Here is a 23,282-nt window from a genome sequence, read left to right as displayed (position 1 = left end):
GCATGCGCAGAAGGGGCATGCACAGAAGGGGCATGCACAGAAGGGGCATGCACAGAAGGCCGGATCCTCGAAAGGATCCGGCCTTCTGTCTTTAGTAGCGGGGACAGGATTTGAACCTGCGACCTCTGGGTTATGAGCCCAGCGAGCTACCGAGCTGCTCCACCCCGCGCCGTTGTGATCCCCACATTACGTCACCCCTCCGGACCAGCGCAAATCCCTTCCCGGGCCGGCCACAGCCACAGCCACGCCCTATCAGGCCCGTCCGATGACCGAGAACACCAGCCCTATCAAGCCCGTCCGGCGATTGAGGACAAAGGCGGGGCCGAAGGCGCCGCGCCCCCGAACACCCGCCTCAACCCCGCACCCGGCCCCCGGCCCCGCACCCGCCACCCCGCCTACGCGGTCAGCTCCTGATGCAGCGCCTCGCGCAACCGCGCGGCCCGCTCCGAGACCTCCGCCGGCCCCAGCTCGACCGCCCGCGCACACCACCGCTGCCCCTCCGTGAGCTCACCGCGGCGCGCGGCCAGCAGGGCCAGGCGGAGCGCGGCCCGCCCATGCCCGTCATTCGCGGCGCGGCTCCACCACAGCGCCGCCTCGCGCTCACTGCCCTCGCGGGCGAGCAGCAGACCGAGGTTGAAGGCCCCGTTGCGGCTGCCCGACTCCGCCGCCGCCCGGTACCACCGGCTCGCGCTCTCCACATCGCCCCGGGACGCGGCGAGCATCCCGACGCGCACCTGGGCCCGGCGGTGGCCCTGCTCGGCGGCGCGCTCGTACCACTCCTCGCACTCGGACTTCTCGGGCATCGGCTCCCCCAGCGCGGGCGGCCCCGGCGGCGGCAGCCGCGAGTCCAGCACCCCGGCGAGCCGGAAGGCCGCTTCCGCGCTGCCGCCACCCGCGGCGCAGCGCAGGTGGCGCTCCGCCTCCCGCTCCTCGCCGCGGTGCAGCAGCGCCATGCCGACCTGGAGCGCCGCCTCGGTGTGGCCGGCCGCAGCCGCGCGCTCGTACCAGAGCAGCGCGGCCCGGTCCTCGTCGCGCCCGGCGTGCAGGATGCCCAGGTTGAACGCGGCGTCGACGCTGCCCGCCTCGGCCGCCTTGGAGAACCAGGGCTCCGCGCCGGTCGCGTCACCCGCCTGGAGCAGGAGCACGGCCAGCGCGTTGGCGGCCTCCCGGTGACCGGCGTACGCGGCGCGCCGGTACCACTGCTCGGCCTGCGCCGTACGGTCCTGGGCGGCGCAGAGCAGCCCCAGGTTGTACGCGCCGTTGACGTCACCGGCGTCCATGGCCGCGCGGTACCAGCGCTCGGCGGTCTGCTGCTCGCCGCGGGCCGCGTGCAGCGCACCAAGCGCGTTGGCGGCGTTGCCGTCGCCCTCCTGCGCGGCACGCAGCCACCACACGGCCGCGCTCTCCCGGTCTCCGGCGTCACGGAGCAGGAAGCCGAGCGCGCAGGCGGCCCGCGCCTCGCCCGCCTTGGCCGCGATGAGGTACCAGCGGCCGGCCTCCTTCAGCTCGCCGCGCTGCTCCAGGATGGCGCCGAGGTGCAGGGCGGCACGACGGTGCCCGCGCGCGGCGGCCTGCCGGTACCACTGCTCGGCCTCACCGACCCGGCCCGCTTCGGGTCCGGCGACCGGGCTGTCGTCCTTGCGCACGGCGCCCCGGCCTGCGGCGGTGTCCGTTCCGTCGTCCGTTCCGGTGCGGGGACGGAGACCGCCGGGGCCCTGCCGGCCGAACGCGTCGTGCGCGTCGTCCGCCGCGTGGCGCTCCACCATCCGTGCCAGCCGGTACGCGGCTTCGCGGTGCCCCTGTTCCGCGGCGGCGCGCAGCCAGCGCTCGGCGCCGACGTCGCTGCGGTGCTCCAGCAGATCCGCGAGGGCGTACGCCCCCAGCGCGTGGCCCTGCTCTGCGGACTGGCGCAGCCAGTACTCGGCGCCGGGCTCGTCGCCGCGCTCGCGGTAGTGGCGCCCTAGGGCGTGCGCGGCCGCGGCGGAGCCGGCGACGGCGGCGATCCGCCACCAGTCGGCCGCCTCGTCCGGGTAGCCGCGCTGGTGCAGCAGAACGCCCAGGTTGTTGGCCGCCGCACGGTCACCGTCGGCGGTGGCCGCGCGCAGGTAGGTCTCGGCACCGGCGAGATCGCCCCGGCGCAGCAGCAACGCGCCGAGGACGCTCATCGACGCGGTGTCTCCGGCGTCGGCGGCGCGACGGTGCCGCGCCTCGCTCTCGGCGTTGTCCGCACTCTCTGCGGTCTCCGCGCCCTCGGCGTTCTCCACGCCGTCCGCGGACTCTGCGGTCTCTGCACTTTCGACGGTCGCGGCACACTCCGCAGTCTCGGCGGTCTCGATGTAGTCGTTGTACCGTGCGGCGGCGGCAAATGCCACATCCAGCACGTTTTCTGCCGGATGGGCGTGACGCTGACCAAACCGGCGTGTCTCCAACAGAGTTGCCCTGTCCCCCATAAATACCATCGTCGCACCACCTGTAACCCGCGTACACCTGGTATATCGCGGCCAGTGAGGTCACTTCAGCGTTTTGTCGACTTGCCCACAGAGAGACAAGTCAAGCACACCTCTGTCCAACTGCTGCCCCATGAACCGCACTTCACGCACGGCCGCACGGAAAAGTCACGGCGACACGACGAAGGCCCGGATCCTCGAAAGGATCCGGGCCTTCGTCTTTCAGTAGCGGGGACAGGATTTGAACCTGCGACCTCTGGGTTATGAGCCCAGCGAGCTACCGAGCTGCTCCACCCCGCGCCGTTGTGTTCAAACCGTACCACGGCGCGAAGGTGAAGCTTTACCGAGTTACTCAGCCACCACTGTCGGCCTTGTCGCTCTTCTCTTCCTTGTCCGTCTTGCTGGCGTTATCAGCCTTATCGGACTTGTCCGTGTCACTGGGACTGCCGGACTTGGGCTGCGCGGCCGCTGCCCGCTGCAGGGCGTCCTGCAGATCCGTCTGGGCCTTGCCGTAGGCGGTCCAGTCCTGCTCCTTCAGGGCCGCCTCGCCTTCCGTATAGGCCTTCTGGGCGTCCGCGATCGCCTTCTTCAGCGCCGCGTCGCCGGTGGCCGGCGGCTGCGTGGTGTCACCCGGTGGTCGCGTGTTCTCGGCCGGTGGCTGGCTCGTATCGGAGTCGTCCACCCCGAAGACCGCGTTGAGCGCCTCCCCGAGACTGTTCTCGAACACGATCTTCGACCCGTACGAGGCGGCGACCTTGCGCAGCAGCGGATAGTTCTGCGTGCCACCGCGCGTGTACACCGGCTCGATGTACAGGAAGCCCCCTTCGAGCGGCACCGTCAGCAGGTTGCCGTACTCGATGTCGGAGTCGGTGCCCTTGAGGTTTCTCACGAACTCGGCGACGTCGTCGTTGCCGTTGAGCTCACTCTGTACCTGGCCCGGCCCCTTCACCGTGGTGGTGACTCTGAGCAGTCTTATCGTGCCGTAGTCCTTGCTCGACGCATCGGCGTCCACCGCCATGAACGCCCCCAGGTCGGGCCGCCCCTTGGGAGTGAACGTCGTCGTCAGCGAGAACTTCTGAGCCTTCTGGTCCGGCATCTTTATGCTCAGGTAGTACGGCGGAACGGCACCGGACTCCTTGTTGGTCGGGTCGTCCGGGACCTGCCACGCGTCACTGCCGCTGTAGAACTGGGCGGGGTTCTCCACGTGGTAGCGGGTCAGCAGCTCGCGCTGCACCTTGAACAGGTCCTGCGGATAGCGCAGGTGGTCCATCAGGTCCTGCGGGATGTCCGCCCGGGGCTTCACGGTCCCCGGGAACGCCTTGCGCCAGGTCTTGAGGATCGGGTCCTCGGTGTCCCACTCGTAGAGCTTGACCGTGCCGTCGTACGCGTCGACGGTGGCCTTCACCGAGTTGCGGATGTAGTTGACCTGGTTCTGCTGGGCGACGACGGCACGCTGATTGGTGGTCAGCGAGTCGGCCGTGGTGTCGCCCAGCGTCGTACGCGAGGCGTACGGGTAGCCGTTGGTCGTGGTGTACGCGTCGACGACCCACTGAATGCGGCCCTTGACCACGGCCGGGTAGGCGTCGCCGTCGATGGTCAGCCAGGGAGCGACCGCCTCGACCCGCTCCTTGGGGGTGCGGTTGTACAGGATCCGCGAACCGTCACCGATGGCTCCCGAGTACAGGATCTGCGGTTCGCTGAACGCTACCGCGTAGGCGGCGCGGTTGAACGCGTTGGAGAGGCTGACTCCGCTCTTGCCCTTGTAGCTGGTGGTCTTCTCGCCGTCCTCCTCGTAGTCGAGCTCCTTCTGGGGCCCGCCGACGATGGAGTACTGCTCGGTCTTCTCGCCGTAGTAGATCTCCTGCTGGTACGAGCCCAGCTCACCGGTGGTCGGCAGGCCGGACTCGGTGAAGTCGGGAGATCCCTTCGGGTTCTTGCCGGTCGTGGTGCCCCGGGCGGCGATCGCACCGTAGCCGTGGGTGTAGGTGAAGTGGTCGTTGATCCAGTTGCGCTTGGGGATGCCCTGGAGGTTGAGCTCGCGCAGACCGATGACCGTGTCCTGCTCCTTGCCGGCCTCGTCCTTGTAGCGGTCGACGTCCAGCGTCTTGGGGAACTGGTAGTAGTTCCTCTTCTGCTGGAGCTGCTGGAAGGCCGGGGAGACGACGTTGGGGTCCATCACCCGGTAGCTGGCCGCGGCGTCCGCGCTGGCGCGGAGCTTCGTCTCGTCCTCCGTGGTGCTCTTGCCCGCGTAGTCGTCGACCTGTGCGTTGTCGATGTCGTAGGCGTCACGCGTGGCTTCGATGTTCTTCCGGATGAACGGGGCTTCCTTGGCCTGCTCGTTCGGCTGGACCTGGAACTTCTGCACGATCGCCGGGTAGAGCCCGCCGATCAGGATCGCGGAGAGGACCATCAGCCCGAAACCGATCACCGGCAGCTGCCAGGTGCGGCGCCAGAGCGTCGCGAAGAACAGCACGGCACAGATCGCGGCGATGCAGAACAGGATCGTCTTCGCCGGGAGATAGGCGTTGGCGTCGACGTACCGCAGACCCGTCCAGTTGTCCGTGGCCTTGAAGTCGCTGGACTTCACGGCCAGCCCGTAGCGGTCGAGCCAGTACGCCACGGCCTTCAGCGCCACGAAGATGCCGAGCAGCACCGAGAGATGGCCGGTGGCCGCCCCCGTCGCCCGCGCGCCGGGGCTGGTGATGCGCAGCCCGCCGTACAGGTAGTGCGTCAGCGCGGCGGCGACCAGTGAGAGCACCGTGGCCGCGAAGCCGAAGCCCAGCAGGAAGCGGTACCAGGGCAGGTCGAAGGCGAAGAAGGACACGTCCAGATGGAACTGGGGGTCCTTCTGCCCGAACGACACGCCGTTCACGTACATCAGCCAGGTACGCCACTGGCCGGAGGAGGACGCTCCGGCGATCAGACCGACGAGCGCGGTGATCGCGAGCAGCACCCACTTCTTGTACGGGGCGAGGCTCATCCGGTAGCGGTCCAGGCTCTGCTGCTCCAGCGACATCGCGCTCAGCGGCGGCCGGAGCCGGTGCGCGAGCCAGATGTTCACGCCGACGGCCACGGCCATCAGCAGTCCGAAGACGAGGAACAGTCCGATCTTGGTCCACAGGGTGGTGGTGAAGACGGATGAATACGCGACCGACCTGTACCAGAGCCAGTCCGTCCAGAACCCAGCGAACATGACGAACGCCATGGCGAGGATCGCCAGGACGCCCAGTGTCATGAGCAGGGTTCGGGCGCGCCGGGACGGGCGGCCGACTCTGATCCGTGGCCCTGTCGGGCCTCCGCCGCGGTCCGGCATCTGGAAAGCCAACGTGCGCACCTCAAAGTTCGCGGTCGTGTTGAAGGGGCCCCGCGATCGTAGAGCCCACCTATGCAACTTACTGAGGCTTTACCTAGTTCCCGTTCCCGGGGCGGAAGGAGGCAGGATGTTGTCCATGTCCAACGTTTCCCCCTCAGGCCCTCCGATGGCCGCGAGCCCGCTCACCGTGGCGGTGCTCGAAATCGACACATACATCTCCGGTCTCGGCTGGGATCAGCCCGCCCGGCTCTTCGCCCTCGTCGACACCGCCCGGCTGCGGGCCCAGGAGCCGGGCCTCGCCGCCCAGCTGGGCCTCGACGACGACGGCTCGAAGGCCGCCGCACTCACCCCTATTGAGCAGGAGGAGCTTCCCGCAGGTACCGCGCTGGACGAGTTCCTCGCCACGATCGCCTGGCCCGACGCGGTGGTCGGGTGCGCGATGACGGTGGAGCGGCTGATGCTGCCGCCGTCCGCGGAGGCCTCCGTCCCCGAAGGCCTCGACGACACCCAGCTGACCGAGTGGGTCGCCGAGCACCCCGACCGCCAGGAGGTGCGGATGACCGTGGCCGTCCTGCGGGACGGTGCCCGGGAGTCGGCCGTGCGGCTGCGGGAGAAGGACTCCCCGAACGACGTGCTGACCGGCGCCGGTCTGGTGCCGGGGCTGGCCGAGGCACTGGCCGCGACCTTCGAGTCCTGACCACCCGGCCGGTGCGGGGGCCCGGTCAGCCTGTCGAGCAGCTCGCCAGGCCGGCCGTGTCCCCCGAGCGGATCCTGTCCAGCGACTTCTTGGCGTCGTCGATCGTCTTCACCCGCACCAGGGTGAGTCCGTCGGGGGTGTCGGAGGCGGCCGACTTGCAGTTGTCGTCCGGGGTCAGGAAGTAGCGCGCGCCGGCGTTGCGCGCGCCGACCAGCTTCATGTTGATGCCGCCGATGGGGCCGACCTTGCCCTTGTCGTCGATGGTCCCGGTGCCCGCGACGAACTTGCCACCCGTCAGCTGTCCGGGGGTGAGCTTGTCGATGATGCCGAGGGAGAACATCAGACCGGCGCTGGGGCCGCCCACGTCGGCGAGCTTGATGTCGATGTCGAACGGGAAGGTGTGGTCCGTCCCCGCCTGGATGCCGACGATCGCGCGGTTCTCCTTGGGGGCCTTCGCGGTGGTGAGGGCGATCTTCTCGGTGCCCCGGGGCTCCTTGCCGGACTTCTCGGCCGCCGCCGCGGTCTTGGCCGGGATGACCGTGAAGGTGACGTCCTGGCCGGGCTTGTGCCGGGTGACGAGCTTCGCGACATCCTCCGGCTGCTTGACCGCCGTACCGTCGACGGCCTTGATCACGTCGCCGGCGTGCAGCTTGCCCTGTGCGGGGCTGTCCTTGACGACCGTGGAGACCACGACCCGTGACGAGACCGGGATGCCCAGTTCGGTGAGGGCCGCGACCTTGGCGCTCTCCTGGGACTGGCTGAACTCCTCGGCGTTCTCCTGCGTCGACTGCTGCTCGGTCTTTCCGTCCGGGTAGAGCGTGTCGTGCGGTACGACCAGGCTGTCGTGGCCCAGCCATCCGTAGACGGCCTCGACGAGGTTCATGTTGTAGTCGGCGCCGGTCACCCTGACCGTCGTCATGTTGAGGTGCCCGGACGTCTTGTACGTCTTGTGCCCGGTGATCTGCAGAACCGGAGCGCCGTCGACCTCTCCGAGCGTGTTCACGGTCGGCCCGGGGGACATCTCCGAGTACGGCACTTTGATCAGCACGCCCGCGCAGAGCAGCGCGATCAGAACCAGGGTGGAGGCGAGCATCGTCGCGGTTCGGCGTGGCATGGAACGACAGTACGGGAAGGGTCCGTATGTCCACCGCCGGGGCCGGTCCGTACGAGGTCCGGAACGGGGCTACGGAGACGCGTCGGCAGGTTTCGGCTGACGACGGGGTGGCACGGATTGGCGACCGCGTACGTTCGGCGTGGCGTCAGACGTTCGATATCTGCTCGACCGGTTCCGAACCGGAGTCCGGCTTCTCCATCGCCTCACGGAACCTGGCGTAGCCGGCGAGCTCGGTCACATCGCCGGTCGTGCGATTACGGGCGGCCCAGCTTCCCCATATCGCCGCACCGAACGCAGCGAAAAGCGGAATCAACAACCAGGCGAGTGCTGCCATGACGACCTCCCTGCCTCATGAGCAACCGCAACTGACCGATCAGCAGATTAACCATCTGCAGGGCCAACGCTCACGGCAGGGGTGCGGTTACGCAAATCGGGGGGAAGCCCACCCGGCGGGGTTTGCGCTCAGCAGGCGCCGACCCACTCCTCCGTGCCGTCAGAGAAGCGCTGGTGCTTCCAGATCGGAACCTCGTGCTTGAGGTCGTCGATGAGCCTGCGGCAGGCCTCGAAGGCCTCCGCGCGGTGCGGGCAGGAGACCGCCACGACGACGGCGAGATCGCCCACCTCCAGTTCACCCACTCGGTGGACGGCGGCGAGCGCACGGACCGGGAAGTCACCGACCACCTTCTCCGCAACCCGGCGCATCTCGTCCTGCGCGGAGGGATGGCACGAGTAGCCGAGCGCCCCCACGTCCTGGCCGGCGTCGTGGTTGCGCACGGTGCCGACGAAGAGCGCGGTGCCGCCGGCGGCGTCGTCGCCGACGGCACGGAAGACCTCGTCCAGCGACAGCGGCGTGTCGCGGATCTCCAGCAGCCGGATGGGGTCCTGGGCCGCCTGCTCGCCGGGGTGGTCATACGTAGGTGCCATACGGGCCATCGTGCCGTACCGCTCCGGCGTCACGGAATAGCGCAATCCGCTGGTGGGCCGCCGTCGCCCTTGGAGCCTCCTACAGACGCGGCCTAGATACGGCGGCGTGCCTTGCGGGCGCGTCGCACCAGGGCGGCGGTGCCGAGCAGGGCCACGGTCGCACCGGCGGCACCGGCCGCGGTGGCGTCCTTGCGGCCGAGCCGGCGGCCGGCGAGGGTGTGCCGTCCCTCCACCTCTTCGAGGAGCGCGGCGAGCACCTCCTCGTTGGTCCAGCTCGGGCGCCAGCCCGCGTCGTGCAGCCGGCTCACGCTCACCACCCAGGGGTGCATCGTGTACGCCAGATCACCCGCAGGGGACGGGGTCAGGCCGATCCGGTGCAGCCTGGCGGCGGCGCCGAGCGCGACGGCGGAGGGCAGCTCCATCCGGCGGACGCCGCTGATCTCCTCGACCTCCTCCTGTTCGAGCCAGCCGTCGCAGCCGACCGCGAACTCCCCGTCGATCTTCTCCAGCGCGGCGTACTCCAGCGCCGTGACCAGGTCGTCCACGTGGCAGAACTGCCAGGTGGGGTGCGATCCGGCGACGACCAGGAGGCGGGGTGACTCAAAGTAACGAGTCAGCGCCGTGTCGGTACCGCCGACGAGCACCGTGGGACGGACCACCGTGACGTGGAGCCCGGGGTGGGCGCGGGGCGCGCGGCGGCCGAGCCGTTCGATCTCCAGCAGATCGCCGACGCCGGTCGCCTCCGCGGTGGCCCGCAGCTCGGCGTCCTCGGCCAGCGGGATGTCGTTGTCGGGCAGCGCGCCGTAGACCATCGCGGAGGTGCACAGCACGACCCGGTGGACGCCGACGGCCGCGGCGGCGGTCAGCACGGTCTGGGTGCCGCGCACGTTGTAGGCGGTGCGGGCGGCGGGATCGGTCTCCAGGTCGAGATCGAGCGCCAGGTGCACCACGACGTCCGCGCCCCGCAGCTTCTCCGCGATGGCCGGGTCGCGGACGTCGAGGATGTGCCAGGTCGCCTCCGAGACCTCCCCGCGGCGCTCGTCGATGGCGACGACCTGCTTGATCTCCTCCGAGGCCGCGAGCCGGGCCGCGAGCAGCTCACCGACCCCCGTGGCGGCTCCGGTGATGGCCACGACGGGCCCTCGGCTCCTGGAGCGGCTCCGGACGGCCTCGGCCTCGGCCTTGGTCTCGGCGCTCTCGGCCGCGGTGCCGGTGGCCCTGTTCTCGGCGTTCTCGGCGTTCTCGGTCGTGCGGTCGGCCGGGCCCTGCGGCTCGTCCTGCGACTGCTCGTTCCGCGACTTCTTCTGCGACTTGTTCTCGGGCTGCGGGTCGGCCAGGTTTCGCGCTGCGCGAACCTGCGGATCTGGGGAACTCACCGGGCGTCTCCAGCGGTTGTCTTCAGTACGTACCCGAATGACGCGTACGTACCAGGTGGCGTCCATCCTGCCGCAGGCCGGGAGCCGGCGGAGCACTGAGGCCCTGAGCGGACTTGGTGTCTACGCTGGATGGTGATGTCGGGCAGTCGCCGTCGGTTCCCTCCGGCGGCCCTACGAGCCGAGGAAACCCGTGAGTGACACCCCATTCGGATTCGGCCTTCCGCCGGAGGAGCCGGACGACGGCGACCATGGCAAGAAGAAGGACCCCACCGGAGGTGGGCAGGGTTCGGGCGGTCCGGCGAACCCGCTCGGCTTCGGCCCCGGCGCGGGCGGTGACAACCCCTTCGCCGCGATGTTCGGTTCGATGAACCCGAACGACCTGGGCGCCGCCTTCCAGCAGCTCGGCCAGATGCTGAGCTACGAGGGCGGTCCCGTGAACTGGGACATGGCCAAGCAGATCGCCCGCCAGACCGTCTCGCAGGGCAACGCGGACGGTACGAAGGACGCGAGCGTGGGCCCGTCCGAGCGTGCCTCTGTCGATGAGGCGCTGCGACTGGCGGACCTCTGGCTGGACGGGGTGACGTCACTGCCGTCCGGCTCCGTCTCCACCGTGGCGTGGAGCCGTGCGGAGTGGGTCGAGGCATCCCTCCCCGCCTGGCAGAAGCTCGTCGACCCGGTGGCCGAGCGTGTCGGCCTCGCCATGGGCGACGTGCTGCCCGAGGAGATGCAGGCGATGGCGGGCCCGCTGATCGGCATGATGCGGTCGATGGGCGGCGCGATGTTCGGCCAGCAGATCGGGCAGGCTGTCGGGGTGCTCGCCGGCGAGGTGGTCGGCTCGACCGACATCGGTCTGCCGCTGGGCCCGGCCGGCAAGGCCGCGCTGCTGCCGCTGAACGTCGAGCGGTTCGGCAAGGACCTGAGCGTGCCGCAGGACGAGGTGCGGCTGTACCTGGCGCTGCGCGAAGCCGCTCACCAGCGGCTCTTCGCCCACGTGCCGTGGCTGCGCTCGCATCTGTTCGGTGCCGTGGAGGGGTATGCGCGCGGCATCAAGGTCGACACCAGCAAGCTGGAGGACGTGGTCGGCCAGTTCGACCCGTCACAGCCCGAGCAGCTGCAGGAAGCCCTTCAGCAGGGCATGTTCCAGCCGGAGGACACCCCGGAGCAGAAGGCCGCCCTGGCCCGGCTGGAGACGGCCCTCGCGCTGGTCGAGGGCTGGGTGGACGCGGTGGTGCACGAGGCCGCGAAGTCCCGGCTGACCTCGGCGGACGCCCTCCGCGAGACGATGCGCAGGCGGCGCGCCTCCGGCGGTCCCGCCGAGCAGACCTTCGCCACGCTGATCGGCCTCCAGCTGCGTCCGAGGCGGCTGCGTGACGCCTCACGGCTGTGGGCCTCGCTCACGGACGCGCGGGGCCTCGACGGACGCGACGCGCTGTGGGAGCACCCCGACATGCTGCCGACCGCCCACGACCTGGACGACCCGGACGGCTTCGTGCACCACGAGCAGCTGGACTTCTCCGAGCTGGACAAGATGCTCGGCGAGGCCGCGAACGGGCCGCGGAAGCCCACCGCCGGCACCGACGGCGAGAGCGGGCCGAGCCCCGACAGTGCCGAAGGCAAGACCGACGACGACACCCCCGGCGACGGCAAGGACGACACCGAAAAGTGAGCCTGCACGACGACGCCGTTCTCGTACTGGAGAACTACGGGCCCGGTGCGGACGCCGTCCAGGAGGAGCTGCGGCTGGCCTACCTGGATCATCTGGCGCTCCACCCCGACGGCATGTGGAAGGCCTGCGGAGCCGGACACCTGACGGCAAGCGCGCTGGTCGTGGACCCGGAGCGCGGAAAGGTGCTGCTCACCCTGCACCGGAAGCTTCGGATGTGGCTGCAGATGGGCGGTCACTGCGAGCCCGGGGACACCTCGCTGGCCGGGGCGGCGCTGCGAGAGGCCGCGGAGGAGTCCGGCATCGCCGGTCTGACGCTGCTGGCGGGCGGCCCGGTCACCCTGGACCGGCACCCGATCCCGGCGCCCTGCAACTGGCACCTCGATGTCCAGTACGCGGCGCTGGCGCCCTCGGGTGCCACGGAGCGGATCAGCGACGAATCGCTGGACCTGCGCTGGTTCACCTACGACGAGGTCTCCGGGGTCGCCGACTCCTCGGTGGTGCGTCTGGTGGAACGTACGCGGGCAGCGCTGGACGGCGTCGTCCGGTAGCGGAGCCACGACAGCACGAGTAAGGGGCGGCCTCCATGGAGGCCGCCCCTTACCGATCGCACCGGGCGCGGCTCAGTTCCAGGCGTTGTTCTGGTTCTGGGCGTGGACGCCCTGCTGGCCCATGCCGTACTGGGCAGCCAGCCCCTGGCCGATCTGGGCGCTCTGCGGCGGCAGCACCTCGCTCGGCTGGACCAGGGCGAAGCCCTGTCCGAGGAAGCTGAGCTCCCAGCCCTCTCCGGTGTTGCCGCGTCGGCGCATGACGCCGGAGGAGTGCGTCTGGGCCTGCATCTGCACGCGCAGCGAGCTGGACCAGGCGACGACCGCGTCCGCGTCCGCGTTGACGTACTTGTCGGGCGTGACCTGCATCATCAGGGGCTGGCCCGAGGTCATCAGGGCGACCTTGCCGCTGCCCGAGATATTGAGCTGGTACTTGCCGGTGCCCGAGATGCCGTACTGGCTGTCCACCGCGATGACCTCGGTGTGGAGTGACGAGTCGAGCGCCAGGACGTAGGCGCTGTCCACCGTCATGCCATCGCGGTCGACATCCACCACGTGGACGTACTGCGCCAGGTTGGCGAGGTAGACGGTGCCCTGGCCAGAGCACCGCATCAGGTCGAGGCCCTCACCGGTGCTCGCGCGGGCCCGGCGCTGTCCGTGCGACTGGTACTCGCCGTCGAACTCCATCAGTCCTTGGTAGGCGACCATGGCGCCCTTGCGGGCGAGGACGTCGTCGTGGCCGGTCAGCGAGACCCGCAGGAGCTGCGGGTTCTGCACCGCGTACCGGTCCTGGGACTGCTGTTCCGTATAGCTGAAGAGCGGACTCTGCATGGTGTGTTCTCCCTCCCCGTCAGTTCCGGACCCGCAGGCGGTCGGTACTGTCTTCGCTCGGCTGGACGACGACGATCCCCTCACCGGAGAAGGCCATCTGGAACGCCTCTCCGCTGCCCCGCCCGATGAGCGAGGAGGCCTTGAAGCTGCGCTTCCCCTTCACCTTGAGGTTCGGGGACCACGCCACCAGGGCGTCCGGGTCGACGTACGTCTCGTCCTCGCCGCGACCGCAGTCGACGACGATCGGCGTACCGCGGGAGGTGATGGCGACCCATCCGGTGCCCGAGACGCAGACGTTCCACAGGCCCTGCCCCGCGAACTTGGCAAGGCCCTTGACACGTTCGACACCCCAGGTGAGATGGGCGTCGAAGGCGAGGAGGTTGGTGCCGTTGACCGAGAGCGAGTCGTTGTTGAGATTGATGACGACCACGTCCGCGCCGTAGTCCGCGAGGTAGAGCAGCCCGTCACCGGAGCACTTCATCACGGGCGTGCCCTCGCCGGTGATCCACTGCGAGGCCAGCTGGCGGACGGCGGGCGGGTTGGGCTCGTACTGGATGAAGCCCTCGTACGCCACCATCGAGCCGGTGCGCGCGTACAGGTCCTGGCCGGTGGCCATGGCCACCTTCAGCATCGAATGGCCGTGGTTCTCCATCCGGGCCGTGACGGGGGTCGGGGCGTAGCCCGCGAGTTGCTGATTCATAACGGGCTCCCTCAGACCTCGTAGGGCTGGACGACGATGAAGTTGCCGGGTGCGCCCCGGAACTGGAGGTTGACGGTCTCTCCGCTGTGTCCGGGGTAGGCGTTGCGGCGCAACCGGACCTGGCTGGAGACGATCACCTGGGACGCCGACGACCACGCCACGACGGCGTTGCAGTCGGCGAAGGTGGTCGGGGTGACCGGCAGGACGACCGGCACACCGTGGGTCTTGACGACGACGGTGCCGGTGCCCTGGAACTGCATGGTGAACAGGGCGCCTCCGGGAATGCCGTGGCCCTCGATCCTGCGGACCTCGTACTGGAGCGACTCGTCGAAGGCGAGCACGTTCTCCGAGGAGACGCAGATGCCGTCGCCCTGGAGTTCGACGGCGTGCAGATGGGCGCCCTCCTCCGCGAGGAAGACCTGGCCCCGGCCGGTACAGCGCATCAGCTGCATTTCCTGGCCGGTGGCGTTGCCGACGATCCGGCCGGCGAAACCGGCGCCCTTGTAGCCGAAGTCGACCTTGCCCTGGTACATCACCATGCTGCCCTGCCTGGCCAGCACTCCCCCGCCACCGTTGGTGAGGTCGACCCTCATGAGCTGCTGGTTCTGCGAGGTCCAGCGCTGGCCGGTGGCCGTCTCCTTGTACGGCTGGAGCGCGGCCAGGAGCCCTGCCCCGGTCTGCGGCACCCCTTGCGGCACGCCCGGCGGCATGCCGCCCTGCATGCCGGGCGGCTGCTGCCCGTACGGAGCGGGCGCCTGCTGCCCGTACGGGGCCGGAGCCGGCTGACCGTACGGCGCGGGAGCCTGTCCCGGTACCTGTCCGAACTGCGGTTGCTGGGGCGGCTGCCCCGGCTGCCCGTACGGAGCGGGTGGGGGCGGGGGCGGCGGAGGCACACTGCCGCCCTGTGGCGCCAGCGGCGCCACGATGGTGGGCGCGGCGTGCATCTGCTGCTGCGGAGTGGGCGCGGGCGCGGCCGGTGCGCCGAAGGACGGCGCGGGCTGTGGTGCCTGTGGTGCCTGTGGTGCGGCCGGGGCACCGAACGCCGGAGGTGGCGCCGAGGCCTGGGCGGGCGGGGCGAACGACGGGGCGGCGGACTGCGGCTGCGGAGCCGCGGGCTCCTCCTCCGCGACCTCGCCCCCGAAGTTCTTCAGCAGCGCGTCAAGGCCGCCGTCGAAGCCCTGGCCGACAGCGGCGAACCGCCAGACGTCCTTCAGGTAGAAGTCACCCAGCATCACGGCACGCTCAGTGGTGAACTCGGAGCCGGTGAAGGCGTACCTGACGACTTCCTCGCCACCCGCGACGATCCGGATGTAACCGGGGCCGACCTGCGCCATCTGTCCGGCGCCGTCCAGCGTCGCGGTGAACGACAGTTTGTGGATGCTCGCCGGAACGCGGTCCAGAGTCACGCGGAACGACTCGGTGTCACCGGCCTGTGCGCCCAGGAGCTGAATGGACTCCTCGGGCGATTTCGGCTGATTGAAGAAGATGAAATACCGGTCGTCGGAGAGCTGCTCATTGGCATCGAGGCCGAAGCAGCTGATGTCAAAGGTCAGTCCCGGGCCGGCGATCTGCACACCTACGTACAGGTCCGTCCCCGGTGTGAGATCGCTGATCTTGGCCTTGTGGCCGCGTTGGAATTCCCTGGCCATGCGTAACGACCGTCCCCCATCCGGATCCTGAATGCGTCGCGTCAGGCTAACCGCAAAGTCCCGCCGCGGGCCAAGCCGGTACAGACCCGGTACAGAATCGCCGAACGTCACTCGTCCCGTGCGGCGGGCAGATGCGGCAGCCGCTCTGCCGCCACCACCCCTTCGAGATAGCCGCGCGCCCGCTCGGTACGGGGGTAGGCGTCCAGGAGCCGCCAGAACCGCGGACCGTGTCCGGGCACCAGGAGATGAGCCAGTTCGTGGACGAGCACGTAGTCGACGACGTACTCCGGCATGCCCTGCAGCCGGTGCGACAGGCGGATGCTGCCCTCGGCCGGGGTGCAGGACCCCCACCGGGTGTTCTGGTTGGTCACCCACCGGACCGAGACGGGTCTGGCCCGGCCGTCGAAATACTGCGCGGACAGCCGCTCCGCCCGCTCGGCGAGCTCGCTGTCACCGAGAACGCGTCTGCTCTCCTGGGCGGCCAGCTTGTCGAGCATGACGCTCACCCAGCGCTGCTCCTCGGCCTCGGACATCCGCGCGGGGATCAGCACGATCGTGCGGTCGCCCTCCCGGTACGCGGAGACCGTTCTGCTGCGGCGGGAGCTCCGGCGGACCTCGACCGCGCTCGTCGTCGAGCCGCGGGGCGGATGGTCTGCCGCGCTGCGCTGCTGGATTCCGGCGCTGCGCGCGGGGGTCTCCCCGGCGAGGCCGGGTGACGGGTCGGCGGGCACGGCACGACGTTACCCGTTGCCGGTGGGGGAAGTCCCGTCTCCTGAACGGTTCACACATGATCCGCCACACGGCGTGCACCATTTGAACGACTAATACCCCCCGCCTGTGGATAACTTTTCACCCGCTCCGGCGGTGCGCTGCATTCTGGCAATGGATCTCACGCAGACGTACAGACCGGGGGTAGCCGTGCATCCGATGTTGAAACCCGCGCTGCGCCGCGCATGGCGCGGCAGCGGCACCGTCCAATTCGGTGTGACGCCCGCACATGCGGTGAAGGTCGGCCCGATGGACATCGCGACGGGCTGTTTCCTGGAACTCCTCGACGGAACGCGCGGGATGCCGCTGTTGCGCGAAGAGGCCAGGTCGCTGGAGCTCACCGAACGCCAAGTGGACACGCTCGTGGTCCGGTTGCTGGACGCGGGGCTCATCGACGACGTACGGGCCGGCGGGCCGGAGACCGATGCGTTACGGAAACGGGCGGACGCCATGGAGCGTCACCGGCCCGACCTGGCATCCCTCTCCGTCGTGCATCCCGAGCCCGGCGGTGGGATGCGCCGGCTGGCCGCCCGCCGCTCCATGCGTGTCCAGGTACGAGGAGCGGGCCGGGTCGGTGCGGCCCTCGCCGCGGTGCTCTCCGGATCCGGGGTGGGCCACGTCGAGGTCCTGGACGGCGGCGGCGTCGAGCCCGGCGACATCTCGCCGGCGGGCCTGCCGCCCTCGGCGGCCGGAGAGCGCCGGGACACCTCGGCCCGGCAGCTGGTGCGGCGCTCGGCTCCGTCTCCGGCGCCGCGGGCGACCCAGTCGTCGGGCGGCCCGCCCGCGAGCGGCGAGCCGGGCCTGTCCTTGATCGTGGTGGCCCCTCGCGAGAGCCTCTCCGCCTACGTCCCCGATCCGCGCACCGCCGAGCCGTGGGTCGCCTCGGGCACACCTCATCTCTACGCCGGGGTGATCGAGGCCACCGGATTCGTCGGCCCCCTGGTGCTGCCGGGCGGCACGGCGTGCGCGGGGTGCCTCGATCTGCACCGGCGCGACCGGGACCCGCAGTGGCCGCGGATGCTGGCTCAGTGGCAGTCCGGCCGGCGCACCGCCGTGCAGGCCTGCGATCTGGGCCTGGCGACCGCGGTGGCGGGTCTGGCCGCCGCCCACGCTCTGGCCTTCCTCGACGGGGAGCTGCCCGCCTGCACCGGGGCCCGGTGGGAAGCCGCACTGCCGCTGTTGGACTGGCGGTCGGAGCGGATCCGGGCGCACCTCGACTGTTCCTGTGGAGCGGGTGGGCACACTGAGGGGGTGCGCACCTCCGGGGCCGGCACGGCGCACGACACAATGGCCGGGTAGCCGCCGCACGCAGCGCGGCAGTCTGGGATTTGGAGGGGCATATGTCTGATCTTCCCCGGAAGGCGGTCACCCGAACCGCCAAGCTGGCCGCGCTGCCTTTGGGGTTCGCGGGCCGCGCCACCTGGGGGCTGGGCAAGCGCATCGGCGGGAAGTCCGCGGAGCTTGTCGCCCGCGAGGTTCAACAGCGGACCGCCGACCAGCTCTTCAAGGTCCTGGGCGAGCTGAAGGGCGGGGCGATGAAGCTCGGGCAGGCGCTGTCCGTCTTCGAGTCCGCCCTGCCGGAGGAGGTCGCCGGCCCCTACCGCGCGGCCCTCACCAAACTCCAGGAGGCCGCGCCTCCGATGCCGAACAGCACGGTCCACGCGGTGCTGGCCGAGCGGCTCGGTGAGGACTGGCGGGAGCTGTTCCTGAGCTTCGAGGACAAACCGTCGGCCGCCGCGTCGATCGGTCAGGTGCACCGGGCGGTGTGGCACGACGGGCGCGACGTCGCGGTGAAGGTGCAGTACCCGGGTGCCGGGGAGGCGCTGCTCTCGGACCTGACCCAGCTCAGCCGGTTCGCCCGGCTGCTCGGCCCGCTGGTTCCGGGCATGGACATCAAGCCGTTGATCACGGAGCTGCGTGACCGGGTGTCGGAGGAGCTGGACTACGAGCAGGAGGCGCAGTCGCAGCGGGAGCACGCGGAGGAGTTCGCCGACGATCCCGATGTCGTGGTCCCGGGCGTGGTCCACCAGTCAGATCAGGTGCTGGTCACGGAGTGGATCGACGGTGTGCCGCTGGCCGATGTGATCGCCGACGGAACCGCGGAGCAGCGGGACCGGGCCGGTCAGCTGCTGGCCCGGTTCCTCTTCTCCGGCCCCGCGCGCACCGGGCTGCTGCACGCCGACCCGCACCCGGGCAACTTCCGGCTGCTGCCCCCGGACCCGACCGAACCGACCGACCCGGCCGGCTCGGAGGACCCGGCGGACATCGACGGCACGGCGGGTGCCGGGGCCGATCGGTGGCGGCTGGGTGTCCTCGACTTCGGGACGGTGGACCGGCTGCCGGGCGGACTGCCGCAGACCATCGGCAACTCGTTGCGGCTGACGCTCCAGGGCGACGCGGACGCGGTGTACGGGCTGCTGCGTGAGGAGGGGTTCGTCAAGGATTCGGTCGACCTCGCCCCGGACGCGGTGCTCGACTACCTGCAGCCGATCATCGAACCCGCCCTGGTGGAGGAGTTCGCCTTCAGCCGGGGCTGGATGCGTAATCAGGCCGCCCGGATAGCTGATCCGCGTTCTCCCGCCCACCAGTTGGGCAAGCAGCTGAATCTGCCGCCCGCCTATCTGCTCATACACCGCGTGACGTTGAGCACGATAGGAGTGCTGTGCCAGCTCGGCGCGACGGTCCGGCTGCGCGAGGAGCTCGAATCCTGGCTGCCGGGGTTCCTGCCGCAGGAAGAGGAGGAGTGGGCCGAGGAGGAGTGTCCCGGGGAAGCTCCTTCGGAGCTCGCCACCTAGCCGCCGGTCACCCACCGGTCGGTGCCGACGCGGCACCACACGGAACGGCCTCGGGGCCGGTCCGCGTGGACCGGCCCCGAGGCAGGGGTGGTGATGTCGGTGCTGGGTACCGTTCGCTGCGGGCCAGAGAGCGGCTGCCCCGCAGCGGTACGGCCGAGGTTCTGTACGGCCGGCGTTCGGTACCGCTGTGCTCGTCTACTGCTGCGTCTTCTTTACTGCTGTGTTCTTTACTGCTGTGTTCTGCACTGCTTCTGTCCTGGTCGGATCAGTGCATGACCGCCATGGCGAGCGCACGCCGGGCGCGCATCGAGGCGCGCTCGGCCCGGCGCTGCATCCGCCGCGCGGAGACCAGGCGTACGGCCTGACGTTCCGCGTCGGCTTCCCGCAGGCGGTCGTGCATATGAGCACGAGCCAGGGCTTCTGGGATGAGTTGCATCTCACGGGTCCTGTTCTGACGCGAGTCGTTCGCGCCGATGATGGTGACGTCCGGTGTCGCGGAGCCGACGGGCTCCCTCGTGGGGATGGTCATTGGTTCCTGGTTTCGGGGATCGTGGGTCTGGGGACGGTCGATGGTTCCGATGCGCTTCATGGGTTTGGGGGCCGTGACCCCCAGGCCGGCGATCACGCCGCGACCGGGTTCTTGCGCGGACGACCACGCGGCCGCTTGCGAGCAACGACGACGCCCTGGATGAAGAGCTCGCCACCCCAGACACCCCACGGCTCGCGACGCTCCTTGGCGCCGGCGAGACAGGCCTCGACGAGCGGGCAGGTGCCGCAGAGGGACTTGGCGTACTCGACGTCCGCCGGGGACTCGGCGAAGAAGACCTCGGGGTCGTAGGAACGGCACGGGACGGGCACGCCGAGGTTCTCGATGGCGTCATCGAGCGCGGTGAGCGCGGTGAGGGGCTGCAAGGTGGAGTCCTCCGTGAGGCAGGGCGGGGGGATCGTTTCGGAAGGCGGTACGGACGGGGCGTGCGCTTCGAGTTGCACGGTGGTGGTGTCCTCGTCTGGTCGTTTCCGGCCTGTTGGCCGGGGGGCGGCTGGTACCAGGTGTTACTTGTCCCGAGGCTCCTTCGTGCTGTCTCGTCCGTTTGGACAAAACAAAAGGGCCGCGGATCCCGAGTGGGGTTCCGCGGCCCTGAAGGCGCCGGCCTGATCGTCGATCAGGCTGGATCTCTCCAGGGTTCAGGCCCACGGAAGGCCCACATCGAGTGGTGATGCGTCGTCTGCTTCGTGACTCCGGCTTCCGCTCCCGCACCGACGGCCGCAAAGGCATAGGCCTGGGCCTGTCCCTTCGCTACTGCTGCTGTCGGTGCCTGGGTCGGTCGCTCATTACGCTCCCGCTCGGGAAGGCTCACCAGGGGCAGCGGGCTGACGGCGGAAATGCCGGACATACCGGTGCCACGCAGGGAAGACGTCGAAGAGCAGGCGAGGCCGAGCGAGCAGGCGGAGACGACCGAAAGATCGGTCATTTTGTTGGTCTCGATGGTGCTGATCACTTCAATCGCCTCCTCTCGGCGTCTAGGGCGGACCGACCGAGCCGGTCCTACGTATTCGGATAAGTACAGCACAGGATCAGGGCTTCAGAGAAGTCGCTGTTCCCGTGGTTAAGAACCTATGGTGCCTACTGGGGCGGGCGCAAACTATTTTTTCGACGAGTTTTTCTCACACCTCCTCGTCGCCCTCCGCAGGCTCCTCCACCCCGTCCCCACCTGCGCAGATGTCCAGCACCGCGGCACCGAACCGGCCCAGCTTCCGCGCGCCGACCCCAGGGATCCCGGCCAACTCGCCCTCGCTGCCCGGCACTGCCTCCGCGATCGCCATCAGCGTCTTGTCGGTGAACACGCAGTAGGCGGGCTGGCTGATCTCCTGCGCCCGGAGCGCGCGCCAGTCGCGCAGCCGCTCGTACAGCGCCTCGTCCATGTCCGACGGGCAGTCGTCACAGCGCATCAGCTTCATCTCACCGGCGTCGGTGAGGGTTCTGCCGCACACCCTGCACAGCGCGGGCCCGCGCCGCTTGCGGCGGGCCGCCGCCGGCCGCTCGATACCGCCGCCGCCACCACTCGCAGCACTCCTGGACCCCAACGCCGCGGAGCCGGGGCGCAGCCCGTTCAGGAAGCGGCTCGGGCGGCGGCCGGACCGGCCGCCGGGCGAGCGGGCCAGCGACCACGACAGCGAGAGGTGGAAGCGGGCCCGGGTGACGCCGACGTACAGCAGCCGGCGCTCCTCCTCGATCTGCTCGTCCGTCTTCGCGTAGGTGATCGGCATCATGCCCTCGGTCAGTCCGACCAGGAACACGGCGTCCCACTCCAGGCCCTTCGCGGAGTGCAGCGAGGCCAGGGTGACTCCCTGGACCGTGGGGGCGTGCTGGGCCGCGGCCCGCTCGTCCAGCTCGGCGACCAGGTCGGAGAGGGTCGCGCCGGGCCTGGCCTGTTCGAAGTCCTCCGCGAGTCTGACCAGGGCGGCCAGCGACTCCCAGCGGTCACGCACCGCGCCGGAGCCGGCGGGCGGCTCGCTGCGCCAGCCCTTGGTGGACAGCACCGCGCGGACCTCTGCGGGCAGCCCCTGCGCATCGTCCAGCAGGGAGTCGTTGCCTCCGGCTCTGGCCGCGCCGCGCAGGGCGACGCCCGCTTCCCGCACCTCCGCGCGCTCGAAGAACCGCTCCGCGCCCCGCAGCTGGTACGGCACCCCCGCGTCGGCCAGGGCCTGTTCGTAGACCTCGGACTGGGAGTTGACCCGGTAGAGCACGGCGATCTCGCCCGCCGGGACACCGGCCGCGATCAGGTCGCGGATGCGGCGGGCGGTGCCTTCGGCCTCCGCCGGCTCGTCCGCGTACTCCGTATAGGCGGGCTCCGGGCCGCGCTCGCGCTGCGAGACCAGTTCGAGCCGGTGCTCGGCGGCCCTGCCCCTGGCCTGGCCGAGCAGCCCGTTGGCCAGGTGGACCACCTGCGGTGTGGAGCGGTAGTCCCGGACGAGCTTGACGACGGTGGCCCGGGGGTGACGGGTGCGGAAGTTCAGCAAGTGGTCGGGGGTGGCCCCGGTGAAGGAGTAGATCGTCTGGCTGGCGTCGCCCACGACGCAGAGGTTGTCCCGGTCGCCCAGCCAGAGGTCCAGCAACCGCTGCTGGAGCGGGCTGACATCCTGGTACTCGTCGACGACGAAGTGCTGGTACTGCCGGCGCACGTGGTCGGCGATGTCGTGCCGGTCCTGGAGGATGCCGACGGTCAGGAGCAGCACATCCTCGAAGTCGATGACCGTGCGGTCCCGCTTCAGCTGCTCGTACATCGCGTAGACCTGCGAGATCTCGGCGGGATCGCGTGGGGCGTCGCGCTGGGACTTGGCGACCACGGCCGGATAGTCGGCGGGCACGGTCTGGGTGACCTTGGCCCATTCGATCTCGCTCGTGACATCGCGCAGCTCGTTGCGGTCGAGCCGGATGTTGCAGCGGGCGGCCGCCTCTGCCACCAGCTGGACCTTGCGCTCCAGCAGCCGGGGCAGATCGCCACCGACAGCTTTCGGCCAGAAGTACTGGAGCTGGCGCAGGGCCGCGGAGTGGAACGTCCGCGCCTGCACGCCACCCGCCCCGAGCTGGCGCAGCCGTCCCCGCATCTCGCCGGCGGCCCGGTTGGTGAACGTGACGGCGAGCACACTCGTCGGCTGGACTATCCCGGCACGCACCCCGTAGGCGATGCGGTGCGTGATGGCCCGCGTCTTGCCCGTACCGGCTCCGGCCAGCACGCACACCGGGCCCTGCAGGGCCGTGGCGACTTCGCGCTGTTCGGGGTCGAGCCCGTCCAGGATGGCGTCGGCGGAGTCGGGGACCTGAGGGAAGAGGGTGGAATGCGTTGCTGATGTCACCCCGCCATGCTGCCAGGTCGGAAGGGGCCGGTGCTGAGGTTGTCCACAGGGGTGCCGTATTCGTCGTACTAATGGTGCCGTATCCGTCGTACTAATACGGGGCGGTCCGGGAATGGCGGCCGGGTTGCGTACGTTCCCCTTTCGTGCGGTGACGCACGTCCCGGCTCGTGGGTACGACGGACGAGACCGTGACGGGATGTGACGGGATTGCCGCGATCGAAGAGACAGAGGAGCGCCAAGACATGCCGGGCACTGTGACGATGTACAGCACCACGTGGTGCGGATACTGCCGTCGGCTCAAGGGCCAGATGGACCGCGAGGGCATCGCGTACACCGAGATCAACATCGAGCACGACCCGGAGTCGGCGGCCTTCGTCGAGAAGGCGAATGGCGGGAACCAGACGGTCCCGACGGTTCTCTTCCCGGACGGTTCGACGCTGACGAACCCTTCGCTGGCCCAGGTGAAGCAGGCGCTCGGCGCCTGACCGGCGTCGTCGCGCACGCCCCCGACCGGCCCGGTGCCGGATCGGGGGTTTTCCATGTCCGCCGGATTCCCCGGGTCCGCCCTGCGAGACCGGCTCGCGGGTAGCGTGATGCGC

At 70.0% G+C, this 23,282-nt stretch carries 20 protein-coding genes and 2 tRNA genes; 6 read left to right on the top strand and 16 right to left on the bottom strand.

The window, feature by feature from the left end:
• Positions 1 to 95 precede the first annotated feature (95 nt).
• The 4 genes from ACZ601_RS28580 to ACZ601_RS28565 all read right to left on the bottom strand — a co-directional run bounded on the left by ACZ601_RS28580 (position 96) and on the right by ACZ601_RS28565 (position 5,760).
• A tRNA-Met gene (locus tag ACZ601_RS28580) sits at positions 96 to 169 on the bottom strand.
• 226 nt (positions 170 to 395) lie between these two features.
• Entirely contained in the window at positions 396 to 2,459 is a 2,064-nt protein-coding gene (locus ACZ601_RS28575) for a tetratricopeptide repeat protein (RefSeq protein WP_469543258.1), read from the bottom strand.
• A 214-nt stretch (positions 2,460 to 2,673) separates the two neighbouring features.
• Positions 2,674 to 2,747: transfer RNA gene (locus ACZ601_RS28570), tRNA-Met, on the bottom strand.
• Between the two features lie 52 nt (positions 2,748 to 2,799).
• Positions 2,800 to 5,760: a UPF0182 family membrane protein gene (locus ACZ601_RS28565; protein WP_469543536.1), complete on the bottom strand. Its 2,961-nt coding sequence runs from the start codon at positions 5,758 to 5,760 to the stop codon at positions 2,800 to 2,802.
• 127 nt (positions 5,761 to 5,887) lie between these two features.
• Here ACZ601_RS28565 and ACZ601_RS28560 point away from each other — a divergent pair, with 127 nt between their 5' ends.
• Positions 5,888 to 6,457: a PPA1309 family protein gene (locus tag ACZ601_RS28560; RefSeq protein WP_469543255.1), complete on the top strand. Its 570-nt coding sequence runs from the start codon at positions 5,888 to 5,890 to the stop codon at positions 6,455 to 6,457.
• Between the two features lie 25 nt (positions 6,458 to 6,482).
• Here ACZ601_RS28560 and ACZ601_RS28555 read toward each other — a convergent pair whose 3' ends face one another.
• The 4 genes from ACZ601_RS28555 to ACZ601_RS28540 all read right to left on the bottom strand — a co-directional run bounded on the left by ACZ601_RS28555 (position 6,483) and on the right by ACZ601_RS28540 (position 9,937).
• Positions 6,483 to 7,571: a YlbL family protein gene (locus ACZ601_RS28555; protein WP_469543253.1), complete on the bottom strand. Its 1,089-nt coding sequence runs from the start codon at positions 7,569 to 7,571 to the stop codon at positions 6,483 to 6,485.
• 145 nt (positions 7,572 to 7,716) lie between these two features.
• A complete protein-coding gene (locus ACZ601_RS28550) occupies positions 7,717 to 7,905 on the bottom strand; it encodes a hypothetical protein (RefSeq protein WP_440576953.1) in 189 nt (62 codons plus the stop codon).
• Positions 7,906 to 8,033: 128 nt separating this feature from the next.
• Positions 8,034 to 8,495, bottom strand: a complete 462-nt coding sequence (locus ACZ601_RS28545) for a molybdenum cofactor biosynthesis protein MoaE (protein WP_469543248.1) — start codon at positions 8,493 to 8,495, stop codon at positions 8,034 to 8,036.
• Positions 8,496 to 8,587: 92 nt separating this feature from the next.
• A complete protein-coding gene (locus tag ACZ601_RS28540) occupies positions 8,588 to 9,937 on the bottom strand; it encodes an SDR family oxidoreductase (RefSeq protein ID WP_469543245.1) in 1,350 nt (449 codons plus the stop codon).
• A 124-nt stretch (positions 9,938 to 10,061) separates the two neighbouring features.
• Between ACZ601_RS28540 and ACZ601_RS28535 the strand changes: the two genes are divergently transcribed.
• Complete coding sequence (locus ACZ601_RS28535) at positions 10,062 to 11,537, top strand: zinc-dependent metalloprotease (RefSeq protein ID WP_440576950.1); 1,476 nt, start codon at positions 10,062 to 10,064, stop codon at positions 11,535 to 11,537.
• Positions 11,534 to 12,085, top strand: coding sequence for an NUDIX hydrolase (locus tag ACZ601_RS28530; protein WP_440576949.1), 552 nt, complete (start codon positions 11,534 to 11,536; stop codon positions 12,083 to 12,085). The genes ACZ601_RS28535 and ACZ601_RS28530 overlap by 4 nt, the downstream gene beginning before the upstream one ends.
• A 72-nt stretch (positions 12,086 to 12,157) precedes the next feature.
• Here ACZ601_RS28530 and ACZ601_RS28525 read toward each other — a convergent pair whose 3' ends face one another.
• From ACZ601_RS28525 to ACZ601_RS28510, 4 genes are all read right to left on the bottom strand, one after another.
• Positions 12,158 to 12,913, bottom strand: a complete 756-nt coding sequence (locus ACZ601_RS28525) for an AIM24 family protein (RefSeq protein ID WP_073737052.1) — start codon at positions 12,911 to 12,913, stop codon at positions 12,158 to 12,160.
• Positions 12,914 to 12,932: 19 nt separating this feature from the next.
• A complete protein-coding gene (locus ACZ601_RS28520) occupies positions 12,933 to 13,613 on the bottom strand; it encodes an AIM24 family protein (RefSeq protein ID WP_440576948.1) in 681 nt (226 codons plus the stop codon).
• 11 nt (positions 13,614 to 13,624) lie between these two features.
• Positions 13,625 to 15,262, bottom strand: coding sequence for a TerD family protein (locus tag ACZ601_RS28515; RefSeq protein ID WP_469543239.1), 1,638 nt, complete (start codon positions 15,260 to 15,262; stop codon positions 13,625 to 13,627).
• A gap of 107 nt (positions 15,263 to 15,369) precedes the next feature.
• Positions 15,370 to 15,993: a M48 metallopeptidase family protein gene (locus ACZ601_RS28510; RefSeq protein ID WP_440577479.1), complete on the bottom strand. Its 624-nt coding sequence runs from the start codon at positions 15,991 to 15,993 to the stop codon at positions 15,370 to 15,372.
• A gap of 187 nt (positions 15,994 to 16,180) precedes the next feature.
• On the opposite strand from ACZ601_RS28510, the gene ACZ601_RS28505 reads away from it, so the two are divergent.
• Positions 16,181 to 17,329, top strand: coding sequence for a ThiF family adenylyltransferase (locus ACZ601_RS28505; protein WP_440577478.1), 1,149 nt, complete (start codon positions 16,181 to 16,183; stop codon positions 17,327 to 17,329).
• A gap of 41 nt (positions 17,330 to 17,370) precedes the next feature.
• Positions 17,371 to 18,825 carry an ABC1 kinase family protein gene (locus ACZ601_RS28500; RefSeq protein ID WP_469543235.1) on the top strand — a complete coding sequence of 485 codons (1,455 nt, stop codon included), beginning with the start codon at positions 17,371 to 17,373 and terminating at the stop codon, positions 18,823 to 18,825.
• A 265-nt stretch (positions 18,826 to 19,090) separates the two neighbouring features.
• Here ACZ601_RS28500 and ACZ601_RS28495 read toward each other — a convergent pair whose 3' ends face one another.
• The 4 genes from ACZ601_RS28495 to ACZ601_RS28480 form a co-directional block, all read right to left on the bottom strand.
• Positions 19,091 to 19,414: a hypothetical protein gene (locus tag ACZ601_RS28495; protein WP_440577476.1), complete on the bottom strand. Its 324-nt coding sequence runs from the start codon at positions 19,412 to 19,414 to the stop codon at positions 19,091 to 19,093.
• 32 nt (positions 19,415 to 19,446) lie between these two features.
• Positions 19,447 to 19,815, bottom strand: coding sequence for a WhiB family transcriptional regulator (locus ACZ601_RS28490; protein WP_073736556.1), 369 nt, complete (start codon positions 19,813 to 19,815; stop codon positions 19,447 to 19,449).
• A gap of 173 nt (positions 19,816 to 19,988) precedes the next feature.
• A complete protein-coding gene (locus tag ACZ601_RS28485) occupies positions 19,989 to 20,324 on the bottom strand; it encodes a hypothetical protein (protein WP_440577475.1) in 336 nt (111 codons plus the stop codon).
• Positions 20,325 to 20,490: 166 nt separating this feature from the next.
• Positions 20,491 to 22,683 carry an ATP-dependent DNA helicase UvrD2 gene (locus tag ACZ601_RS28480; RefSeq protein ID WP_469543233.1) on the bottom strand — a complete coding sequence of 731 codons (2,193 nt, stop codon included), beginning with the start codon at positions 22,681 to 22,683 and terminating at the stop codon, positions 20,491 to 20,493.
• A 242-nt stretch (positions 22,684 to 22,925) separates the two neighbouring features.
• On the opposite strand from ACZ601_RS28480, the gene ACZ601_RS28475 reads away from it, so the two are divergent.
• Complete coding sequence (locus ACZ601_RS28475; RefSeq protein ID WP_024492713.1) at positions 22,926 to 23,168, top strand: mycoredoxin; 243 nt, start codon at positions 22,926 to 22,928, stop codon at positions 23,166 to 23,168.
• Positions 23,169 to 23,282 lie beyond the last annotated feature (114 nt).

Source organism: Streptomyces sp. NPDC104307, from assembly GCF_055584045.1.
This window is presented reverse-complemented; position numbering and strand designations above follow the sequence as displayed.

Coding starts and splice junctions, on each gene's coding strand:
- ACZ601_RS28540 (WP_469543245.1), bottom strand. CDS start 9,937: ATGGACGCCACCTGGTACGTACGCGTCATTCGGGTACGTACTGAAGAC.
- ACZ601_RS28575 (WP_469543258.1), bottom strand. CDS start 2,459: ATGGTATTTATGGGGGACAGGGCAACTCTGTTGGAGACACGCCGGTTT.
- ACZ601_RS28555 (WP_469543253.1), bottom strand. CDS start 7,571: ATGCCACGCCGAACCGCGACGATGCTCGCCTCCACCCTGGTTCTGATC.
- ACZ601_RS28550 (WP_440576953.1), bottom strand. CDS start 7,905: ATGGCAGCACTCGCCTGGTTGTTGATTCCGCTTTTCGCTGCGTTCGGT.
- ACZ601_RS28520 (WP_440576948.1), bottom strand. CDS start 13,613: ATGAATCAGCAACTCGCGGGCTACGCCCCGACCCCCGTCACGGCCCGG.
- ACZ601_RS28475 (WP_024492713.1), top strand. CDS start 22,926: ATGCCGGGCACTGTGACGATGTACAGCACCACGTGGTGCGGATACTGC.
- ACZ601_RS28495 (WP_440577476.1), bottom strand. CDS start 19,414: ATGAAGCGCATCGGAACCATCGACCGTCCCCAGACCCACGATCCCCGA.
- ACZ601_RS28500 (WP_469543235.1), top strand. CDS start 17,371: ATGTCTGATCTTCCCCGGAAGGCGGTCACCCGAACCGCCAAGCTGGCC.
- ACZ601_RS28545 (WP_469543248.1), bottom strand. CDS start 8,495: ATGGCACCTACGTATGACCACCCCGGCGAGCAGGCGGCCCAGGACCCC.
- ACZ601_RS28565 (WP_469543536.1), bottom strand. CDS start 5,760: ATGCCGGACCGCGGCGGAGGCCCGACAGGGCCACGGATCAGAGTCGGC.
- ACZ601_RS28515 (WP_469543239.1), bottom strand. CDS start 15,262: ATGGCCAGGGAATTCCAACGCGGCCACAAGGCCAAGATCAGCGATCTC.
- ACZ601_RS28525 (WP_073737052.1), bottom strand. CDS start 12,913: ATGCAGAGTCCGCTCTTCAGCTATACGGAACAGCAGTCCCAGGACCGG.
- ACZ601_RS28560 (WP_469543255.1), top strand. CDS start 5,888: ATGTTGTCCATGTCCAACGTTTCCCCCTCAGGCCCTCCGATGGCCGCG.